Here is an 18,365-nt window from a genome sequence, read left to right on the forward strand (position 1 = left end):
GGCTCAGGGCAGGCTCTGAGCCAGTCGAAGGGCTCCGAAGAGCTTTTCAGGAGCCCGCTAGGCTAGACCAACATCGTCAGGGCCGCCGCGGCCAACCCTAAGCGAGAGTGGCAGAGTCTCCGTAAACTGTGACTTTAAATAGGAGTGAGAAAACATGGCCCAGCACAATGCCAGCAACGAACGAATTAAGCGGCGATATTTCGTGTACCTGAAAGAAGCCAAGCGCCACAGCGAGGCCACCGTGGACGCGGCGGCTAAGGCGCTGGCGCGGTTCGAGTCCTACACCAAGTTTCGCGACTTCAAGGCTTTTCATTACGAGCAGGCGGTGGCTTTCAAAAAGCGCCTATCAGAGCAGGACAGCCAGACGACTGGCGAAAAACTGAGCAAGGCGACACTGCACGCCACCCTCGCCGACCTCAAACGGTTCTTTCAATGGCTTTCGGATAAGCGAGGTTACAAGTCCCGGTTCAGCTATTCGGACGCCGACTATTTCAATCTGTCCGACAAGGACACGAAGGTGGCGACCGCGCGGCGGGAAAAGCCATTTCCAACCATCGAGCAGGTCAAGCACGTCATCGCGGCGATGCCGAGCAACTCCGAGATCGAGCGGCGCGATCGGGCGGTAATCGCCTTCACCCTGCTCACCGGCGCCCGGGACAGCGCCATCGCGTCGATAAAACTGAAGCACGTCGATCTAACGGCGGGTTGCGTCTATCAGGATGCCCGCGAAGTGCGGACCAAGTTTAGCAAGACGTTCACGACATACTTCTTCCCGGTCGGTGACGAGATTCGGCGCATTGTCGAGGAGTGGCTGGGCTACCTGCGGGAAACCAAACTGTGGGGCAACGACGACCCACTGTTTTCCGCGACCCGTATTGCGGTCGGTGACGAACACCGGTTCCAGGTGGCTGGCCTGGACCGTAGACATTGGAGCAACGCGACCGCGATCCGCAAGATTTTTCGCAGCGCGTTCCAAGTTGCCGGCTTGCCTTACTTCAATCCGCACAGCCTGCGGAACACGCTGGTTCAACTCGGCGAGAAGGTTTGCAAGTCGCCCGAAGAGTTCAAAGCCTGGAGCCAGAATCTCGGCCACGAACAAGTGCTGACAACGTTTAGCAGTTACGGGCAGGTCGCCGGCGTGCGGCAGGCGGAGATCATTCGCGATCTGGCCAAGCCGCGGCAGGTGGGAACTGTCGATGTGGAAGAACTCGCCAAGGCAGTCGCGCATGTGAGAGCCGCAGCAGTACGGGAGTAGAGCTTAGGCAACGCGCCGGACTTTAATCTTGTCGCTCTCTTTTTCGAGCTGGGCGAGGTCGTAGGTCATCTGCATGCCGAGCCATACCTCGGGGCTCGATCCAAAAGCTTTTGACAGCCTAATGGCCATCTCCGGCGAAATGCCCGCCTTTAAATTAACCAGGTTGTTGAGCGCCTGGCGCGTGACGCCGAGGATTTCGGCGCCCTTGGTGACCGTTAGGCCGAGCGGGTCAAGGCAGTCTTGGCGGACCAGCCGGCCGGGGTGGGGTGGATTTTTCATCTTCATTGTTTGTCTCCTAATGGTAATCGATCAAATCGACATCCCAAACATGTCCTTCACGAAACCGGAATATCACCCGCCAGTTCGCCCGAACCGTGACGCTCCAGAAACCCTCGAGCCGGCCCTTGAGCGGATGGAGTCTGAAACCGGGGAGACTCGCATCCGACGGAACCCTAGCGCGGCTTAGAACGGCGAGGATGTTTTCTAACTTCTCGATCATGTCAGCCTGAAGCCCTCTGGGGTCGCCGTCGACATAAAGCCGTTGCAGTCCCTTGTGTCGAAAACTTTGGATCATGTTAGCGCCGTTAGGCCTTTACTGGACTAGCCTACTGTGACAAGTGGGGCTTTGCAATTGCAATTGGCCGATGACTCAACGGGAGTCCATGTGGACGGACGGGGGCGCTGGTGTCTGGCGCAGCGGAGCGCAGTCAGTCGGCGGCGCCATGGGCGGGCAGGAGATCAACAACCGCCGTGGCGCTGGAGTGGAGCGGAGCGAGGGCTACCAAGTGGAGTGCAGCGCAAGCGCGACGGCGTACCGCAGATGACCGGAGTTCCCCGCGCGAGCGTTCCGAGGGCGCCCTGAGAAAATCGCACTACGGCAGACACTCCGATGAGCGGGCCTCCGAGCGAAGCGCTTGAGACTTGGCCCGCGCGCCCGCAATCTGAAAAGCGGTGAGGCGGGGCGGGTGTCGGCGGCGTGGTGGTCCCGAGCGAGCGCTCGGCGCGGCCTTAGCGAGCGGTCCCATGGCGGAGTGGGAGCCCAGAGCGATGCGGGTGGTTGGGTGCCCGGTAGTGGGTGGCGGCGGCAAAGAGCCCTCGTCTCGCCCTTGAGCGTCTCCAGTGTAATCCCTCCGCTTCGCCTTCGCCGACAGGCATCGGGGGAAAGAGTGGGAGGCCAGAGGTCTGGAGAGCGCCGGGCGAGAAGGGGGCGGCGTCGCGGCGGGCTCGGCGGAGTGGGTGTAGTGCAGTTCAGGGTGCCCGTTGAATTAACCATTCACGATGAGTTGCCCGGTTGTCACGTTAGGTATGTGAGAGGGTCAAAACAATGCGCATGGATATGCCTAAGGCGGCGCAGAAATTTTAACTCGCTGGAATTCAGAACGTAATCGCGGGGGCAACTTTAGGGGCAACACCATTTTTTTGAACTAAGGAAACTGTTTCTTCTTGAATACTTGTGCGGCAAAGTCGATACCGGCGGGTGCTCCATTCTCTAGGCGGGGTTTGATTGATTGATCGGTCTGGGTTCGTTTGATACTGGGCGTCCAGCATCGTTATGCAAGTCGCTTGGCTCAGCTTTCGTGCTTTCATGCGCCGCCTGAGTTTTTTGCAATGCGCGCTGCCGCTGCCAATAACTCCCTACCGACAACGAGATCATGGTCGATGGCTCGCGGCTCGCGTCGACTTCACGGTTCGGTTGCCGCGGCGACTCAGGCGTGCCGGTTGTCTAGCGATCCAAGCATTCTTTCAGCTTGGCGCCCAAGATTTTTACTTCCTGGCGGAACAGCGTGATGTGCGTCCCTGGCAGCCAATGAACCTCGATACCCCCGCGCGCCAGGTTTTCCCAGCCTAAAGTGCCATTAGTTTGCGTAGCCAGCTCCGCGGCATTGATTAAAGTCACTTTGCCATGATACTTGCGGGGCCGGTGTTTTCGCAGCGCCTTGATGTAAGCACGTTTGAAAGCTCCGATCGAAGCGCTGACGTCATTTGAATGCTGCGTTCTCCCAACCGTAACCGGCTGCTGCACGCCCTGTGCAAGCTCGCCTGTTTTCAAATCGGCAAAGGCCGCCATACCCCGGTGTGAGAAATAGCCTGGAAGGTCTGCCCAACTGAGATTCGTGACTTCATCCCAATGATAGCGCGCTCGTTGAACGTAATAGTTTTCCGCCCATCGTTTGGTGGCTTGTTGCCATCGTTCGACGACCGGCTCCGCAAGAAAATAAAGATAATCTGACAACTTTGGGAATTCCGTGTCGAGCAACCCCAAGAACGCCACTTGGTCGCCGCATCGTTCCAGCTGACACGCCATTTCGTAGGCCAAAACTCCGCCGATACAGGCACCCGTCAGATAATAGGGACCATTCGGCTGAAACTCCTTGATTTCAGCCAAGTAGTCCCGTGCCATTTGCGCAACGTTAGCGTGCGGAGCCTCCAACCCCTCCGCACCTTTTGGCCGCAGGCCGAAAATTGGATACTCAGCGCCGACGTAGTGCGCTAGACGAGCGTAGAAGAAAAGCTCGACGTCAACTTCGCCGCCCATTCCTCCAGGAACCATATAGATCGGACTCTTCCCGTTGCCGGCTTGAAATTGACGGAGGTACTGCCAACCCGTGGTTCCGACCTGACTCGACGAGTATCTCTGCCGCTGCGCATCGGCAACTGGCCGGGCCAGTTGTTCGATAGTCGGGTAGCGAAATAAGGTCACCATCGGTAGATCGATTTGAAACTCTTCGCGCATTCGCGCGTAAATCTGAACCGCCAGCAATGAATGACCCCCAAGGTCAAAAAAATTGTCGCGCACACTGACCTTTTCTTGCCGCAGCACAGTTTTCCAGATGCGCTCCATGGTTTCTTCGATCTCGCCACTCGGCCCGATGTATTCCGTTGACAAGTCGCGCTGGATTGGATTGGGAGCGGGCAGCGCTTTGCGGTCAATCTTGCCATTGGGCGTCAAGGGCAGTGCCGCCAGCACGACAAACTGTGACGGCACCATGTAATCCGGCAAGGTCGCGCGCGCGTGCGCGCGCAATTCATCAGCGCTGGGCGCCGGTTCAGCTGCGATGTAGGCCACCACGCGGCGATCGCCCGGGCTATCTTCTCTGACTATGGCGGCGGTTTCTTTGATCGCGGGATGACGCGCTAGTGTCGCTTCGATTTCGCCCAGCTCAATGCGAAAACCACGCAACTTGACCTGATTATCGATTCCCCCAAGTAGTCTATCTGCCCGTCGGGCCGATAGCGCGCCAGATCACCCGTCCTATACAGCCGCCGCTGGGAATCGGCGCTGAATGGATTGGTGACAAACTTCTCCGCCGTCAGCTCCGGCCGGTTGTGATAGCCCTGAGCCAGTCCTTCGCCGCCGAGGTAGAGCTCGCCGGCAACTCCGATCGGCACCGGATTGAGCCAGCGGTCGAGTATATACGCTTGGGTATTGTGGATTGGCCGGCCAATGCTTGGCGCCGCGCCGCGCTGTCGCAGCGTGAAAGTTGAATAGGTTGTATCTTCCGTCGGCCCGTAAAGGTCGTAAACTCGCTCCACCGAGGTGCTCTCGTAGATCCGATCCACCAGCTCGGTTTTGAGCGGTTCGCCTGCTAAGTTGACCGTCCGCACCGAAACCGGAATCTGGCCGCCGCGCACCAGTTCGGCCATCGCCGACGGCACCGTGTTGACCAGCGTCACCTCGCCGGCTGCAGGCAAGTTGGGCAGCTGCAATGCGTCTTGAGCCAGGATTACTGCACCACCGCTTCCTAGCGTGACAAATAGTTCGAAGATTGATAGATCGAAGCAAATCGACGTCGCCGCCAACACGCCGCGCAGCTCCTCTGCACCGAAGACCGACTTGGCCCAGTGAATGAACGCCACGGCGCTCCGGTGTTCGATCGCCACGCCCTTCGGTTGTCCGGTGGAACCCGAAGTGTAGATCAGATACGCAAGATCGTTGGACCCGCCTGACCGGCTTAGATTTTCATTACTGTCGGACTCAGTGCGCTGCCCATCGCTATCGACGCAAATCTTGCGCACCGACGACTCGGCAAACTGCCCGATCAGCTCACTTTGAGTCACCAGAACGCTGGCGCCGCTATCGCGCAGCATGAAATTCAGCCGCTCGCGCGGATACTTTGGGTCGAGCGGCACATAGGCTCCACCAGCCTTGAGGATCGCCAGCAGCGCAGCCACCATTTCGACCGATCGGTTCAGGCAGACCGCCACCATACCGCCAGAGCCGATGCCGAGCGTTCTGAGATGATGCGCTAACTGATTGGCGCGCTCGTTGAGATTGCGATAGCTAACCCGCTCCGCTTCATAGATCAGCGCCACCGCATCCGGCCTGCCCTCGGCCTGGATCTCGAAGAGCTCGTGGATCAGTTGGTCTTTGGGATATTCGATGCGATTGTCGTTCCAGATATGAAGCAACTGCTCGCGCTCCGGCGCCGACAGCATCGGCAGCTGGCCCAGCTCCTTGCCCCCGTCCGTAGCGACGGCCTCGATCAACGTTTGGTAATGTCCCAGCCAGCGCCGGATGGTCGCCGCGTCGAAGATTGCGCTGTTGAACTGCCACTGCAACGTAATATCGCTGCCAGTGTCGATAACGTTGAACTCGCTGTCGAGGCTCACCCCCGCACGCGGCACACTGTCCTGGCTAACGTCCAGTCCACGAAAGCTACCTTTGTATTCTACTTTATCGACGTTGGAACTAACCGCCACGAGCGGAGCTCGGCTCGCGTCGCGCGGCAGTTTTAGCTTCTGCAGTAAACTTCCATAGGTGCAATTCTGATGTTCGAAGGCATCGAGAACCGCTGTTCGCAACGCTGTGAGATAATCGACAAACTTTGTTTCAGCAGTGAGGCGAGTGCGCAGCGGCAGGAAGTTGACGCAATGACCGACTAGGTCCGGGCTTCCATAAGAGATTTGACCCGCGGCTGAAATGGCAACCGCAAATTCTTGCTGGCCGCTCAGTCTATGGAGCAAGACGTTGAATGCCGCCAGGCCGGTCGCGAACAGTGTTGCGCGTCGCTCGGCCATAAACCGTCGCAAGCGATCAGCGAGCTGCTCCGGGAGCTTGAGACACTCTTGAGCGCCTGAGTAACTTCGCGTCGCCGGACGGGGCCGGTCGGTTGGCAAGTCGAGCAGCGGCACCGGTTGTTCGTACTGAGCTAGCCAGTACGCTTCGGCTTCGGATGATTTCCCCTCTTGCCGCTGGCGTTCTTGCCAAGACGCATAGTCGCCAAACTGCGTTGCCGTCGCTAACGAGGGCGTTTCGCCGTTGCAGAAAGCCGAGTAGAGCGCGCCGAGCTCCGCAAACAGCACGCCGTGCGACCAGCCATCGACTGCGATGTGGTGGGTGGTCAACACCAGCTTATGGTCTTCGGGAGCGCACTTAACGATGCGGGCGCGCAAGAGCGGCCCGCCATCGAGCGCGAACCGTTCGCGGTTGTCCGCTTCCGCCAACTTGCGGAGCTGCTCGGCTTGCAGCGTTTGATCCAAATGCGACAGATCCTCGAGCGGTACCGCGATATCGACTTTGCTCCTGGTCGTGACTTCGCGCCCTTCCGCATCGAAGACCGCGCGCAGTGCATCGTGGCGCGCGACGATTTCATTGATGGCTTTCACCAAGGCCTGACAATCCAAACCCCCGCGCAAGCGCAGCAGGGCCGTGTCGGCGAAAGCCAGGGAAGCCTCGTCGCTCAGCTGCGCCGCCAACCAGAGCTCGCGTTGGCCCTCGGTCATAGAAAATTGCGCCGGCGTCTTGCTTCCTCCGTCAAGAGTAGCTTTCAGCGGCGGCGTCCCACTGGACGAGGTTGGCAGAAAACCCGCCGCCTGCATGGCCGCAAGGCTGTCGCGAAACGCCGCGACGATGCGTTCTACGTCGGCGTCGCTGTGCGCCGCCGTCAAAATCCAACTGCGCCCTTCCCAGACATGGATGCCCCTGTCCCGCATGTGCACATAGAAAAGCCCCGCGTGGGTGCAGTCCGGCGGGAACTCCACGGCAAATACCGAACTGAAGTGCGGTATGCGCACCGGCACTCGTGCCGTTTCGGCCTCTGCACGCAGAGCGTTCACGAGTCGCTCCGTGCGTTGATTCACAGTTTCCTGCAATTGCGGACCCTGCTCTTTTAAGTAGTTCAAACAAGCCCACGCTGCCGCCAGTGCAAGCGGGTGGCGCACGAAGGTGCCGGCGAAGTAGGTCATGCCGACTTCCGGCGCCGAATCGTCACCGTACTGCCAAGGGCCGCCATCCAACGCGTCCATGTATTGCGCGTTGCCCGCTACCACACCGATAGGAAAGCCGCCGCCGATCACTTTGCCGTAGGTCGCGATATCGGCGCGGATGCCGTAGACTGCCTGCATGCCTCCTAGGTGAGTGCGAAATCCGGTAATCACCTCGTCGAAGATCAGCGCGCTACCAGATTCTTCGGTGAATTCTCTGATTTGCTGAAAGAGCTCCTTCGGTTGAAAATCGACGCGCCGTCCTTGCACCGGCTCGACGATAACGGCGGCAAGCTCGTGGGCGTGAGCGCGCAGGATTTCCAAACAGCGCGGATCTTCATGATCCAATACGAGCATATTCTGGGTTGCGCTCGCGGGAATGCCCGGCGCGGCTGGAATCGATTTCAGCTCACCGCTACGGTTGACACCGCGCACGACCACTTCATCAAAGATACCGTGGTAGTCACCGCTGAACGTCGCGATCTTGTCGCGGCCAGTGACCGTGCGCGCCATCCGCATCGCCGCGAGCACCGCTTCAGAGCCGGTATTGCAAAACGCGGCGCGCTCCATGCCCGTTAGCTCGCACAAAAGCTTGGCCACTTTCCCTGCCAGCGGTGACTGCGGGCCGATTTCCATGCCCTGTTCCAACTGTTTGTGCAGTGCTTCGGTGACAAAGGCCGGTGCGTGGCCGAAGAAAATCGCGCCAAAGCCGCTGGTCAAATCGATGTATTCATTGCCGTCAACGTCCCATAGCTTGGCGCCGGCAGACCGTTCGGTAACGATCGGGTAGACTAACTCTTTCCACCACGCGCGAAAGCCGGATACCGCGCGGGGGTCGGCGAGGTAAGAGCGATACTCGGCGGTGAGCTCCTTCGATTTTCTGGTCTTTGCCAGATAACTCGCGCTCAGCTCTTTGAGTGCCTCCACCTGGCGCGCGCTCAGGCCGCCGCTGCTGCCTTTGTTGACCGGCTTGTAGGGGCCGAAGCCGCGCGTTTCGCTAGTGATCGTCTCCGGCTTGATTGCCGGTGTTGTCGGCGCTGCCGCTATGACTACAGGTTGAGTATTCTGCGCTTTCACTGTCGTGGACACTGCCGCGGCGCCGCGCAGCATGTCGAGCTGTTGCTGCATCAAGTCTAGCTGCCTAGCGAAAATCCGTTCCAAAGCGTCATGATCGGTCACGCCGTGGATCGCTAGGTTACCGACCGTATTCTGATCACCGATGGGTTGGCACACTTGGGACTCAACGTCGTGATCCGTCGCCGCCTCGCTATTTTCAACGACCGACACGGGTGGTGGAGGTATTAGCGTCACAAGATGATCCGCCAGGCTATTTAGCGAGTCGTACTCTTCCAACAATTGGCGGAATTTGATGTTGATCGCGAATCTCTTATGGATAGCGGTGCTCGCCTGGGTGAGAATCAAGGAATCGAGACCGAGCTCGAGAAAAGCGACGGTCGGTGCGAAATCAGCTAGCGGGATACCGGAGATCTCGCTGAACAACGCTTGCAACTCACCTAAGATGCGCGCACGGTGGGCAGCTCCATCCACCGCCGCTGGTTTTGACGATTGTTTAACGATCGGGTTCATAGCCGGTTTGCTCGCCTCATTGAGTTTTGCAACGGTCGGTGGGGCATCGACCCAATATCGCTTCCGTTCGAATGGGTAGGTCGGCAGCGGCACTTTGCGGCGCGGTCGGTGATCGTGCACCTCTTGCCAATCGACCGCAGCGCCTGCGCACCACAGACGGCCGAGCGCCTGCAGCAATGCATCAAGGTCACGCTCGCTGGCGCCGTCGCCCGCCAACGAGGTCAAGAACTCTATTTGCGTTTCTCGCTCGGCTTGCTGGCGCGCAAAAGTGCCTAAAGCTCGACCAGGACCCACTTCCAGCAGATGCGTCGGTAGAGCGCTCAACAATGTGCGCAGCGCGTCACTGAAACGCACGGCCTGGCGCATCTGTCGAACCCAATAATCGGCGGCGATTGGGCGATCGTTGGCGATCCAATCACCGGTCAATGAAGAAACCCAAGGGATTTGCGGAGCGTCGAATTTCACGCGCCGCACTATTTCGCCAAAGGGCGCAAGAATCGGATCGAGCATCGCCGAGTGAAACGCGTGCGATGTGCCAAGACGTTTGCAAACTACTTTTTCTTCGCCGAGCTGTGCCTCTAGTGCTTCGATCGCTTCATGGGGACCCGCAACCATCGTCAGCTTTGGGCTATTGATCGCTGCAATCGACAAAGCTGCGCCAAGGCGCGGCGCGAGCTTGTCCTCCGCCAATCGCACCGCCAGCATCACGCCGCAGGGCAGCGCTTGCATCAGCCGCGCGCGCTCGGCGAGCAGCATCAACGCATCGTCGCGCGACATCACGCCGGCGAGACACGCCGCGACGTACTCGCCCAAACTGTGGCCGATGAGCGCTCGCGGACGCACACCCCAGCGCAGCCACTGCTGCGCCAAGGCATATCCGACGGCGAACAGCACCGGCTGGGTGATCAGAGTGGCGTTGATATCGGGATGCGATTTTTCGTCATCGGTTGAGTCGGGATACAAAACCTCGCGTATGTCGAGGCCGAGTCGAGGTGTGAGAAATTCGGCGCAGGCGCTGAGCTCAGTGTAAAAGAGTCCCTTCTCATCGTACAAGCCGCGCGCCATGTTAACGTATTGCGCGCCTTGGCCAGGAAACATGAAAGCCACGCCCGACGTCTCGCTGAGCGGCTTTCCTTTCGGATCAGCCGTGGTTAGCACCGTGATGGCTTCGCTCCGGTCGCGGCACACGACTGCCCGGCGGTGCGCGAAATCGCGCCGGCCGGTTTGCAGCGTGTGCGCTACATCGGCGAGGTTTAGATCGGGATTTTGTTCAAGACGAGTAGCAAGATTGATCGACGCTTGAGCGAGGGCGGCCTCGCTCCGTGCCGATAGCACGAGGAGCTGCGGAGCACGCGCCGGCGCCGCGACCCCACGCTCCGGTGCTTCTTCGAGCACGACATGCGCGTTGGTGCTGCCCGTGCCAAAGGAGCTGACTCCAGCGCGCCGCAGTGTGCTACCCTGCGTCCACGGCTTGAGTTTCGTGTTGACATAAAATGGACTATTGGCGAAATCAATTTTCGGATTGGGTTTTTCGAAGTGCAGACTCGGCGGCAGCTGCTTGTGCCAAAGCGCCAGCGAGGTTTTGATCAATCCCGCGACTCCGGCAGCGACATCGAGATGACCGAGGTTCGTCTTGACCGAACCGATGGCGCAAAAGTTAGTCGCCTCGGTGGACGCTCGAAACGCCTGGGTTAGAGCGGCAATTTCGATAGGATCGCCCAGCGGCGTCGCGGTGCCATGGGCTTCGACGTACGAGATTGTCGCGGCGTCGACGCCGGCGACGGCCTGTGCCAAGCTGATGACCTCCGCCTGTCCGTCAACGCTGGGGGCGGCAAAGCTCACCTTCGCCGAACCGTCGTTGTTGACGGCTGCGCCTTTGATCACCGCCCAGATGTGATCGCCGGCGGCCAGTGCTTCCGACAGCCGTTTGAGAACTACAATACCGACGCCATTGCTGAACAAGGTTCCCTGCGCGTTGGCATCGAAGCTACGGCAGTGACCATCCGGCGAAGCAATGTTGCCTTCCTGATAAAAATACCCCCGCTCCTGTGGCACCGAGATAGAGACCCCGCCCGCCAACGCGACATCGCATTGATAGTTCAACAGGCTCTGCCAAGCTTGACAGACCGCGACCAGCGAGGTCGAACAGGCATTGCTGACGTTAACGCTCGGTCCTTTTAGATTCAGTTTGTAGGAAACTCTGGTTGTCAAGTAGTCTTTGTCATTGCCAAGAAAGATCAAACCATCGCCGGCTTGGGCTGCAACGTCGGCACGACCGAAAAGATAGTTCAAGAAGTAGCTGCTTTTGGTCATTCCGCCGAACACACCGACGACGCCGGAGTGCTTTTCCGGATCACAGCCGGCGCTTTCCAAAGCCTCCCACGCGGTTTCGAGAAAGATGCGCTGTTGCGGGTCCATCACCTCCGCTTCTTTGGGTTGGATGCCGAAGAAGGCAGCGTCGAACCATTCCGGCCCTGGCTCGCTCAGGATGCCGCGAGCTCGGACATATGCCTCATTGCCGATGGTGCCTGCATCGACTCCCGCGGCGGCCAGTTCGGCGTCGCTAAAAAAGCGAATCGACTCGACGCCGCTTTGCAGGTTACGCCAAAACTCGTCAATACGATTCGCGCCGGGAAAGCGACCCGCCATACCGACGATGGCAACCGCTTCAGCGTCTGCTTGGATTTCAGAGTCCGCCATGCGGCCGCCTCATCCCCTGTGATTTCTTACCGAAGAAGAACTTTTGTTTCTGTGCCCTTTCCCGCGCTTGATCGAGAATTGGTTTGCCGCCAGGTTCACCCTCTAAAAATTTCGCCATGGCGCGAATGGTTGGATATTGGAACATCTTGACTATGGGTAAATCACGGCCCAGCACCTCGCACAGCCGTTTGTGCGCCTGCACCATCAGCACCGAATGGCCGCCGAGATCGAAGAAATTCGCCTCGGGATCCACCGCCTCGAGTTGAAACAGACTCTGCCAGACCGCCGCGATGCTCAGCTCTAAATCCGTGGCAAGCAGAACTTGCGCATCGCTTCGCAAAGGCGGGACGTTGTCTCGCCGCGGCGTTGTGTATTCCGGCGCGAGCTCCGGTAGCTCAGCCACAAGTTCGCCGACCGAGTATTGTGGGTTGGCGCACATCGCTTCCAGCACTAGTTGCAGCTCGCCGAGCAGGCGGCGAATGTTTTCTTTTGAGTATTCGGCGTCGCGAAAGAGGATTTTTATGCGCAGATCGCGCGCTGGAGTCACCATTAACGTGAGCGGATAGTTGGTGGTCTCCGGAACCGCGACAGGCTGTACTACAATGTCCGCGCCCAGCCGCTGAGTGCCAGTGCCGACGAGATAGTTCTGAAACACCAACAGGCTTTCGAATAGCCGGTGGCGTGCCGGCACCTCCGACCAACGCTGAATCTCTTCCGGGGAACAACACTGGTGCTCGCTTGCGGCAAATTGCTTTTGCTGCACGGCCGCGAGGAAATCACAGAGTGGAGCGCTCCTGTCCACCTGTACGCGGATCGGTAGATTGTTGACGCAAGGACCCACCATCGCTTCGATGCCGCGCAGCTCGGCTGGGCGGCCGGAAAGAGCCGCGCCGAAGATCACGTCTTGCGCGCCGCTGCGGCGGCTCAAGAGCATTGCCCAAGCGGCTAGGACCAGCGTATTGAGCGTCAGTCGGTGCGAGCGCGCCAGCGTTTGCAGCGAGGCCATCGTGCTTTCGGAGAGACGGCCGGACTCTTCGCAAAAAGCATTTGAAGCGCTCGCCCCGGGCACCGCGTTGCGGTGTAAGCCAAAGCGTGTCGGCTGGGTGATGCCTTTTAACTCTTCACGCCAGAAGTTTTCGCTGCTCCCGGCCGCTTGGCACTGCAGCCAATGGACATAGTCGCGAAACTGGCACGCGTAGGGCAGATTTTCCGAAGCGCCGCCGCACACCGCGCTGTACTCAGCCGACAGCTCTTGGAAGACCAGTGGCCAGGACCAACCATCGATCAACAAATGATGCGTCGTCCAAATGAAATAATGGGTCTCTTCGGCAGTGCGAATGAGCGAGAGTCGCAAGAGCGGCGCGGCTGCCAAGTTGAGCCCTACCTCTCGGTCCTCGCGCAGCAGGGCGACGAGCTTTTCTTCCTGCTTGGCGGGCGGATCAGCGCGCCAATCGGCGTCGAGCCAAGGAATCGAGGCATTGGCAAGCACATATTGCAGCGGCTCCGGCAGATCGAAAGTAACAAAGCCACTGCGCAAGACCGCGTGGTGCGCCACCACCCGTTCCCATGCTTTTCTGAAAGCGGTTTTGTTTAGTGGACCACGCAAAATGTAGTGCCACTGCTCAAAGCCGAGTTTGCCGCTGACGCCGTCCATCGCATAAAACAATCTCTGCATCGGCGTCAGGGGATAGAGATCCTCAACGGCACCGTGTTGTGAAACCAGACGATCCAGCCACGGCTGATCGACGTCGGCCAGAGGAAAATCTTCCGGCACCAGGACGGACTCGCCGGCGCCGGCAGAGAGTTCGAGCGCACTTCGCAGCGCCGTGAGAAATTTGCCGGCGAGGGCTTCTACCGTTGCCCGTTGGTGCAAGTGCTCACAGAAGATCCAGCGCACTTCAAAGCATCCGTCTTGCACCGCGCAAACGATTTCGAACTGATAGCGCGGCTGCGCTTTGGCGCTGTGCCATGAGCCGGTGGATTCCTTGGCGAAACGAAACAGCGTCGAGTGCGCCAGCCATTGATCCACCTGCCCAAGATAGTTAAAGGCTACCCGCGCTTGGGGTAGAGACGCTAGCTCACGACGCACGTTCTCGTCATTGCAGAGATAGCGCAGCGCGCCATAGCCAATGCCGTGGCGCGGCTGTGCGCGCAGCAGGCGCTTTGCCCGGCGTAACGATTCCGCTAGAGCACCGGCTGCGGGCAGTTCCAGGCGCACTGGGGAGATGGCAGTAAACCAGCCGATCGTGCGAGATACGTCAGCATCCGCAACTAACTCATCGCGGCCATGCCCTTCGAGATCGACGAGCAGCGAGTCGCTGGCGATCCAACCTGCGAATGCCGTCGCCAGGGCACCGAGCAGGATTTCATTGATTGGCGCGCGCAGCGATCGAGGTGCCGCCTGCAGCAGGCGGCGCGTGTCGTCAGCGCTCAGCCGCATCGTGACGGTTTTGGTTGCAGAATCGCCACTGGACGCGGCTGTAGTATGATCGATCGGCAACTCTGCCGTAGCGCGGCTCGCGACGCTGCGCCAATAGTCGACTTCAGCTGCGACGACTTCGCTTTGCGCATAGTCGCGCAACGACGCCGACCACTTTTGATAAGAAGATGTTCGGCCTGGGAATGTCGGTTGTTGATTGGCACGCAGCGCCAGGTAAGCGGTCTCCCAATCTTCCATGAGGATGTGCCACGACACGCCGTCGATCACCAGGTGGTGGACAATGACAAGCAAACGCCCGGCGCATTCATGACCCGGCCGAATATGCGCGGCGCAGACAATTGGTCCGGCACTGATATCGAGCGATGTTTGTAAAGACTCGGCTAGCTGGGTCAACGCCGTTTCTTGGGCAATACTAGAAAGGCTGCGTAGATCTTTTCTGTGGATGGCGACGCGGTCGACATGCGTGGAATAGTTTTGCTCCCAGCCACTGGCATTTTTCTCAAAGCGCAGGCGCAAACTGTCGTGCTGCGCAACAACCTGCTGCAACGCCGCTTCCAAGATCTCCACATCGATATCTGCGGGCGTCTCGAAGAAAAACGCTTGGTTCCAGTGGTGCTGCTCGGCCAACTCTTGCTCGACGAACCAGTGCTGAATCAGCGTCAGCAAGACAGCGCCGCTAGCGTGCATGTGTTCAGCAGTCACAGTGGCTGTGCTCTCGGCGGTGACCGCCAAGGCAGCGATGGTTGGACGCTTGAACAAGTCTCGCGTCGCCAGTTTGAGCCCAGCCTGGCGCGCTTTACTGATGACTTGGATGCTAAGAATCGAATCGCCACCCAACTCAAAAAAGTTATCATCGATACCGACGCGGGACACACCGAGGACCGTGCGCCAGATCTCACATAAAGTCGCTTCATCCTCCGAGCGTGGCGGCCGGTAGTCCTGGCACAGCTCCGTTCGCAGCGGGTCAGGAGGCGGCAAGGCTTGCCGATCCAGTTTGCCGTTGGCCGTCAGCGGCAGCCTTTCGAGCCGGACAAATGCGGCGGGAATCATATGCTCCGGTAGGTGCGCGCGTAAACGATCACGCAGCTCTTCGCTGCCAATGTCTCGGTCTGCAACAAAATAACCGACCAAGCGCTTATCGCCCGGCTTGTCTTGCCGCGCTATGACCGCGGCTTCTTTGACTTCGCATTGCTGCTGCAGCACCGCTTCGATTTCACCTAACTCAATGCGAAAGCCGCGAATCTTCACCTGCTGGTCAATCCTGCCGAGATATTCGAGATCACCGTTGGGCAGCCAGCGCGCCAGATCGCCGCTGCGGTAGAGCTTTGCTTGCGGATCGGTACTGAACGGATCGGCAATAAATCTCTCGGCGGTTAGTGCCTCACGCCGCAAATAGCCACGGGCAACTCCACCACCACCCACGTGGATCTCGCCCGGAACGGCGATGGGAACCAATTGTCGGTATTGGTTAAGTAGGCGGATGTTAAGATCGGCAATCGCCTTGCCAATGATGCTGCTCGAACCGGCGTTGAGATCGGCTTTCACAACCCGCCGATGGGTCACATGCACCGTGGTTTCCGTGATGCCGTACATGTTCACCAGATGCGGCCGCTCATCGCCGTAGTAGTCAAACCACGGCTGCAAACTTTGAAACTCCAGCGCTTCACCGCCAAAAATGACCGCGCGCAGCGGCATCTCCGCAGACCGCACCTGCGCGATCATCGGATCTATCAATTGGCGAAACGCCGAAGGAGTTTGATTCAGCACAGTGACGCCGTGCTTTCTGATCAACCCGGCAAACTCCTCGGGTGATCGGCTCACCTCGTGCGGCACCACTACTAACTTGCCGCCGTGCAGCAAGGCGCCCCAGATTTCCCAGACCGAAAAGTCGAAGGCGTAGGAATGAAATAGCGTCCAGACATCCTTCGAGTCGAAGCCGAACTGCGCCTCGGTAGCCTGGAACAATCGCGCCACGTTGCGGTGCGTCACCAACACGCCTTTGGGCTTGCCCGTGGGGCCTGACGTGTAAATCACGTAGGCCAGATTGTCAGGCGTGGCTCCACTGGCAAGGTTGTTTTGTTCCCCAGTACTAGGGGAAGAAACTGCAGTATCGTCCTGCTCGATCAGCAGTGTCGTAACCGATGAGACACTATGGAAGTTTTCTAAACCGGGTTGCACTAACAGAACCGTTGCTTGAGCGTCCTCAAGCATGAATTGACTGCGCTCCGCCGGATATTTCGGATCGAGCGGCAAATACGCGCCGCCCGCCTTGAGGATCGCTAACATGGCAACGATCAACGCCAGCGACCTTTCGGCGCACAGACCGACTAAGACGTCTGGGCCGACGCCTGCGGCGCGCAGGCGGTGCGCCAACAGATTGGCGCGCTCGTTCAACTCGCGGTAGCTAAGATGCTGCCCTTCACAGGAAACCGCGATATTGCTTGGCGTCCGTTCGACCTGCGCTTCGAAGGATTCGTGCAGGCAATCGCCGCGCGCGTATCGGTTTGTGCTTTGTCCAAAACTCGTGGTTAGTTCCTGCTTTTCTTCGTGGGTCAGGAGGGGCACATCCGATAGCTTCCGCTCCGGCGCGCCGATCATTCCTTCGAGCAGATTTTGTAAGTGGCGGAGCATGCGCTGGCACCCGTCGTCACAGTAGCGAGCGCGATCGTATTCGAGGCGCAGAAGAAGGCATTGATCGTTGTAAGCGATGACCGTGAGTGGGTAGTTTGTCTGGCCGCGATGCTCGAAATGACGATGCTGCCATCCATTGCTCTCGGCGCTCATCACGCCGTCGAGGGAACGGTTTTCGAAAACCAAAAGACTCTCAAAAAGCGGCGTGCCTGCTAGAACTTCACTCCATTCCTGCACCTTGACCAATGGGGTGTGCTCATAAGCACGCAGCGCGAGCTGCTGATCTCGCAAATCACGGAGCCAAGGGAGCAGAGAGGCTTGCGAATCGATACGTGCCCGCAGCGGTAGTGTGTTAATCAGTAGCCCGACCATGTCGTGCGCGCCATTTAGAGCGGAATGGCGGCAGGCGCGGGTTGCCCCGAAGATGACATCGTCCGAGCGAGTATAATGATGCAGCAGGAGCGCCCACGCTCCTTGTAGGAGCGTGTTGACGGTCAACCCATGTTCGCCGGCGAAAGCGCGGAGCGTATTTGCAGACCCACTCGATAGCCGTGTCTCGACTACGCCTTGCCGTCGTTCTAATTCAATAGTTGGAGCAATGCCGCGTGGTAGATTGATGCTCGGCGGCGCGTGTAGCCCTTTTAGATGGTTACGCCAATAGCGTTCTGCACTGCCGAAGTCTTGTTTCCCGAGCCAATCTATAAAATCTTTGTGGGGACGAACTGGAGGCAACTCAATTGCTTGGCCGGCGCGCAATGCCGCGTAGAACGTGAACACATCGCGGAGCACAATCGGAAATGAGCGACCGTCCATTAAGATGTGGTGGAAAGTCCAAAGCAGTCTGAATTGCCGCTCACCGAGAGTAACGAGTTTCAGCCGCATGAGTGGCAGTTGTGTGAGATCGAAGCCGCTGCTTCGATCGTCCACAAGCAAGCGTTCCCAGCGGATTTCTTGTTCGTTCGCGGCGCAGTCGTGCCAGTCGAGCGTTGCGAAACTGAGCGTTGTTTCCGAACAGACTTCTTGACGAGGTTCACCCGCACCATCAAGAACAAAACGAGTTCGGAGAACGGCGTGTCTCTCGACGACTCGTTGCCAGGCTTCACGTAGGCACGCTAGATCCAGATCTTCGCTAAACGTACAGACGATTTGTTCGACGTCGACGCCGGAGATGCTTGTATCGAGGCTATGAAATAGCATCCCTGCTTGCAGCGGCGAGAGCGGGTATGAATCCTCGACAAATGGGTTCGATACCACCTGTTGCAGCGTATTGGTTAAGGTCGACTCGGACATGACAGCTCGGTTCTCGATAAACTCTGGCGCGGGTCTCCGGCCTTGAAGGCGAAACCTCCCGATAGTCGAATCGGCCACTGCGAAGTAGAACTAAAGGGTGACAACGTGAAGGGTTTTTCAGAGACGTCAGCGCAAAATCAGGCACACAAATAATACGAAGGTCGCAGACAGCAACGTGCCTGGCGAAACCGCGCCGTTGGCCGTTTGACAACGGTTAACGCGAACTGTTAACAAGGCGATTAATCCGGCGCTTATCTG

General features: G+C 58.7%; 6 protein-coding genes. 1 reads left to right on the forward strand and 5 read right to left on the reverse strand.

All coding sequences use genetic code 11. The features are described from left to right. Nucleotides 1-154: 154 nt before the first annotated feature. A complete protein-coding gene (locus FJ145_04275; GenBank protein MBM4260642.1) occupies nt 155-1,255 on the forward strand; it encodes a site-specific integrase in 1,101 nt (366 codons plus the stop codon). A 3-nt stretch (nt 1,256-1,258) separates the two neighbouring features. Here FJ145_04275 and FJ145_04280 read toward each other — a convergent pair whose 3' ends face one another. From FJ145_04280 to FJ145_04300, 5 genes are all read right to left on the reverse strand, one after another. Then, entirely contained in the window at nt 1,259-1,540 is a 282-nt protein-coding gene (locus FJ145_04280; protein ID MBM4260643.1) for a HigA family addiction module antidote protein, read from the reverse strand. Nucleotides 1,541-1,550: 10 nt separating this feature from the next. After that, nucleotides 1,551-1,829, reverse strand: coding sequence for a peptidase (locus FJ145_04285; GenBank protein MBM4260644.1), 279 nt, complete (start codon nt 1,827-1,829; stop codon nt 1,551-1,553). Nucleotides 1,830-2,978: 1,149 nt separating this feature from the next. Then, nucleotides 2,979-4,436 (reverse strand): hypothetical protein, encoded by a 1,458-nt coding sequence (locus tag FJ145_04290; protein ID MBM4260645.1) that lies wholly within the window; start codon nt 4,434-4,436, stop codon nt 2,979-2,981. After that, nucleotides 4,391-11,746, reverse strand: a complete 7,356-nt coding sequence (locus FJ145_04295) for an amino acid adenylation domain-containing protein (protein ID MBM4260646.1) — start codon at nt 11,744-11,746, stop codon at nt 4,391-4,393. Before FJ145_04295 ends, FJ145_04290 begins: the two co-directional genes overlap by 46 nt. Continuing rightward, nucleotides 11,733-18,107, reverse strand: coding sequence for an amino acid adenylation domain-containing protein (locus tag FJ145_04300; protein MBM4260647.1), 6,375 nt, complete (start codon nt 18,105-18,107; stop codon nt 11,733-11,735). The genes FJ145_04295 and FJ145_04300 overlap by 14 nt, the downstream gene beginning before the upstream one ends. Between the last annotated feature and the right edge of the window lie 258 nt (nt 18,108-18,365).

Source organism: Deltaproteobacteria bacterium, from assembly GCA_016874755.1.
Classification (GTDB): domain Bacteria; phylum Desulfobacterota; class Binatia; order UBA9968; family UBA9968; genus DP-20.